This window comes from Streptomyces sp. WG5 (assembly GCF_049974565.1).
GTDB lineage: Bacteria > Actinomycetota > Actinomycetes > Streptomycetales > Streptomycetaceae > Streptomyces.
On record NZ_JBNGGC010000093.1, the window covers coordinates 1 to 3,480 of the forward strand.

The window sequence follows — 3,480 nt, forward strand, 5'->3', positions numbered from 1 at the left end:
GTCATCGTGCAACCCTGCCGCCAGCGGCAAGGTCAAGCCGCGCCTGGCGGGCGGTATCGAGCAGCGCGAACGCTGGCACACACGGACATGCGCACGCTGCGGACGCACCGGCTGGTTCGCCGCCCGCTGGCCCGACGGACATGCCTGCCGCACCTGCCACGACAAGGCCCTGCGCGTCCGCGGACGCTGCCCCGGCTGCGGCGAAGACCGCGTACTTCCCGGCCTGCGGCCCGGGGACCACGCCCCGATCTGTCCGGACTGCGCGGGCTTCATGATGTCCTACCGCTGCTCGCGCTGCGACCAGGAGGACAAGCTGCACGGCCGTCGGCTCTGCACTCGCTGCACCCTCGCCGACAAACTCGACGAACTCCTCGACGACGGCACCGGCCGCATCCGCCCCGGCCTCGCCCCGCTGGCCGACTCCCTGCTGAACGTGGACAAGCCGCTGTCCATCCTCACCTGGCTCTACACCCGCAAGGACAAGACCGGCTCCGCCGAGGACCTGCTGCGGCGCCTCGGCCAGGGGGAGGTGGAGCTGACGCACGAGGCATTCCACGCCCTCCGACCCTGGCGAGCGGCCGCCCACCTGCGCGAACTCCTCATGGCCTGCGGCATCCTCCCCCTCATCGACAAGCAGATATGCCTCGTCGAAAGCTGGCTCGTCGGCCACCTCGCCGCCATCGACGACCCCGAACACACGCAGATCGTCCGCCGGTTCGCGACCTGGGACGTCCTGCCCAAACTCCGAGCCCGCGCTGACCGCAGGCCCCTCACGCCCGGCAGCCGGAAGTACGCCGCAGATCAGATCAAGCACGCGACGGCCTTCCTGAGCTGGCTCGACGGCCACGGCCGGGACCTCGCCACCTGCCGCCAGACCGACATCGACCTCTGGCACGTCGAGCACAACGAGCACGGGCGCAACACCGTCCGCCCGTTCCTGCTGTGGTGCCAGACGAACAAGCTCACCCGCCGCTTCCAACTGCCCTCGCCCCCGACCCGCCGGGGCACACCGCTCTCCCAGAACGAACGCCTGGAACTGCTCGGCCAACTCCTCACCGACGACAGACAGCCACTGCGGAGCCGCGTCGCCGCGCTCATCGTCCTGCTCTACGCGCAGCCCTGCAGCCGGGTCGTCCGCCTCACCATCGACGACGTCATCCAAAACGGAGACCGAGTTCTCCTGCGGCTCGGCGAACCACCCTCACCCGTCCCCGGACCCTTCGCGGAACTGCTTCTGACCTGGTCTGACAACCCCGACAACATGAACACCGCGACGAACCGAGACTCCAGACTTCATCCTGCTGAGCCGGCGAAAACCCGTAGGCACGCACCTGTGCCTCCACGATCACATGATCATCCGTGGGTGGTGCGTTGATCACTTGAGGGTGCCAAGGTTTGTTGAATGTTGGCAGCAATCACTCCGAGCGCCGTCGCGGGATGATCTTGTTGCAGTGGAGCGCAGATGTCAGCCCAGGGCGAGCCATCGGATGCCGAGCTGTTCGATCTGTGCGGCCTCTGTTTCGTCCAACGGCTCACGGCCGGTAGCTTTGCGCAAGAAGTGCGGCTGGCTCCAACCCAACTTGTCGGCGGCCGCCATCTGCTCTGCGCCGAGAAGCAGCTCCAGCACGGCGTCACCGGCTGACGAGGTGAGCCAGGGTTCGCGTCCGAGCGCATCAGCCAGGTCGAGGCCGTGGACAGCGACTTCGACGACTCGGGTGAGCAGGAACTCCGACAAGAGCATGGCGTCGCCATGACGCGTCCAGACGGTACGGCTGGACGGCTGGACCCGGCACAGCCGGTCGACCCGCTGCCAGGTTGCGGTGAAATCCTCGGCGAAGGCGGCACCATCAGCCGGCTCTGCTGCTCGGTCCTGAGCCAGAGCGATCCGGGCACTGTTGGTCTGGGGTGAAAAGCGGTCGTCCGGGCGGTAGTAATCCGCAGCGGAAATCGTGGCCGCACCCGGGGCTGGCGCGTCCAGCATGCCCGGAAGCCAGTCGATCACGACGCACACGTGCCCGAGCAGGTCGCGTACGGTCCACGGGGTGCATCGTGTCGAGAGGTTCCACTCAGCTTCGGACAGTCCTGATATGGCATCAGTGAGCGCCCCAGATTCCTGGCGAAACGCTTCGAGCACGCGATCTTGATTCATGCCGGTGACGCTACCAACCGGGCGGCTCGCGCACTGATCCACGTGAATCCGTCGGCACGGCGGACGGGGATGCTCCCCACAGGAAGCTCCAACCTCTCCAGGCCGAGGAGCCAGGCCACGCCGACGAGCGGGTACCCGGCAAACGGGAGGCGCACCCCTGGCGTGTAGATGTCCACGATGCCCCGGTGAGCGTCGTCTATGAATACGGTTTCGCTGAGCCCCAGTTCCCGGGCCAGGGCCTGTCTGGACTCCTCGCCTGGGAAGGCACGGCCGTCGCGCACTACGCCCAGGACATTGCCGTGGTTGCCGTTCGCGTCGCAGAAGACGCGGAGAAAGAGAATGTCAGGGGTCACCCGGGCATTCAAACAGGTCAACAAAGGCAGTTGCCCTCGCCTCCTGGCTCACGGAGCCAGGCCGCTCTGTCATGGCCGCCTCGGCCGCGCCAGCGGCGCGGCACCAGCACTTACCGCGGTCAGGTAGCGGCGTCCTGGCTGAGTGGTCGAAGCGGGCCCCACGTAGCGTCCGTGGTCATCGTCGGTGGTGAATGGCGCGTCTTATCCCTCGTCGTCGGTGTCTTCTGGTGCGTCCGGGTCGCGCAGCGGGCGCAGGCCCTGACCCGGGCTGCTGGCTTTGATGTTGAACAGGTAGCGGCCCAGGAAGTTGATGTGCCGGTCCTTGAGCGGGGAGAGCCGGGCGACGTCCTCGTCCTTGATGTCGTGGCCCTCGGCGCGAAGCCGGGCCACGGCGGCGTCCAGGTAGCGGGTGTTCCACAGGACGACGGCGTTGACGACCAGGCCGAGGGCGGCGAGCTGGTCCTCCTGGCCCTCGCGGTACGCCTGGCGGATCTGGCCGCGGCCGCCGTGGCAGATGGCGCGGGCGAGCCGGTGGCGGGACTCCTGCACGGTGAGCTGCCGGTTCATCAGTCGGCGGTACGTATCGTCGACCGGGTCGACCAGGGCGAGCAGGTGCATGGTCTTGTCGATGCGGCCGTACTCGGCGAATGCGGCGCCCAGCGGGGTGGGGTGGCCCTCGCGGCCGAACATCCGCAGCAGGTCGTAGGCGCGGACCTGGTTGGTGATCAGCGATCCGGCCACCCGGAGCATGTCTGGCCAGTGGGTCTCGATTCGCTTCAGGTTGACCTTGTTGCGGGCGATCTCCTCCAGCGGCCCGTACCCGGAAGCCGATGCCTCGCCGTCGGGCAGCTCGGCCCGCCAGAACCGCTGGTCGGAAAGGTCGCGGAAGTGCGGGGCGAAGCGGAAGCCGAGCTGGACCGGCTTCCTCAACGCCTTCGGCCACGTCTCCGAGCGGCGCACCCGCATGGAGGGCCTGCT

Annotated in this window: 3 protein-coding genes and 1 pseudogene; 1 reads left to right on the forward strand and 3 read right to left on the reverse strand. The window is 68.0% G+C overall.

Going from position 1 to position 3,480, the window contains the following annotated elements; translation table 11 throughout:
• On the forward strand, positions 1-1,375 hold a 1,375-nt coding region (locus ACP4IX_RS35945; protein ID WP_426558812.1), incomplete at its 5' end, for a hypothetical protein.
• A gap of 90 nt (positions 1,376-1,465) precedes the next feature.
• On the opposite strand, the gene ACP4IX_RS35950 is transcribed toward ACP4IX_RS35945, so the two are convergent.
• The 3 genes and pseudogenes from ACP4IX_RS35950 to ACP4IX_RS35960 all read right to left on the reverse strand — a co-directional run.
• Entirely contained in the window at positions 1,466-2,149 is a 684-nt protein-coding gene (locus tag ACP4IX_RS35950; protein ID WP_426558814.1) for a maleylpyruvate isomerase family mycothiol-dependent enzyme, read from the reverse strand.
• Positions 2,150-2,175: 26 nt separating this feature from the next.
• Positions 2,176-2,514: pseudogene (locus tag ACP4IX_RS35955) on the reverse strand (PhzF family phenazine biosynthesis protein); the annotation flags it as partial.
• Between the two features lie 189 nt (positions 2,515-2,703).
• A partial coding sequence (locus ACP4IX_RS35960; RefSeq protein WP_426558816.1) for a Tn3 family transposase occupies positions 2,704-3,480 on the reverse strand: 777 nt, incomplete at its 5' end.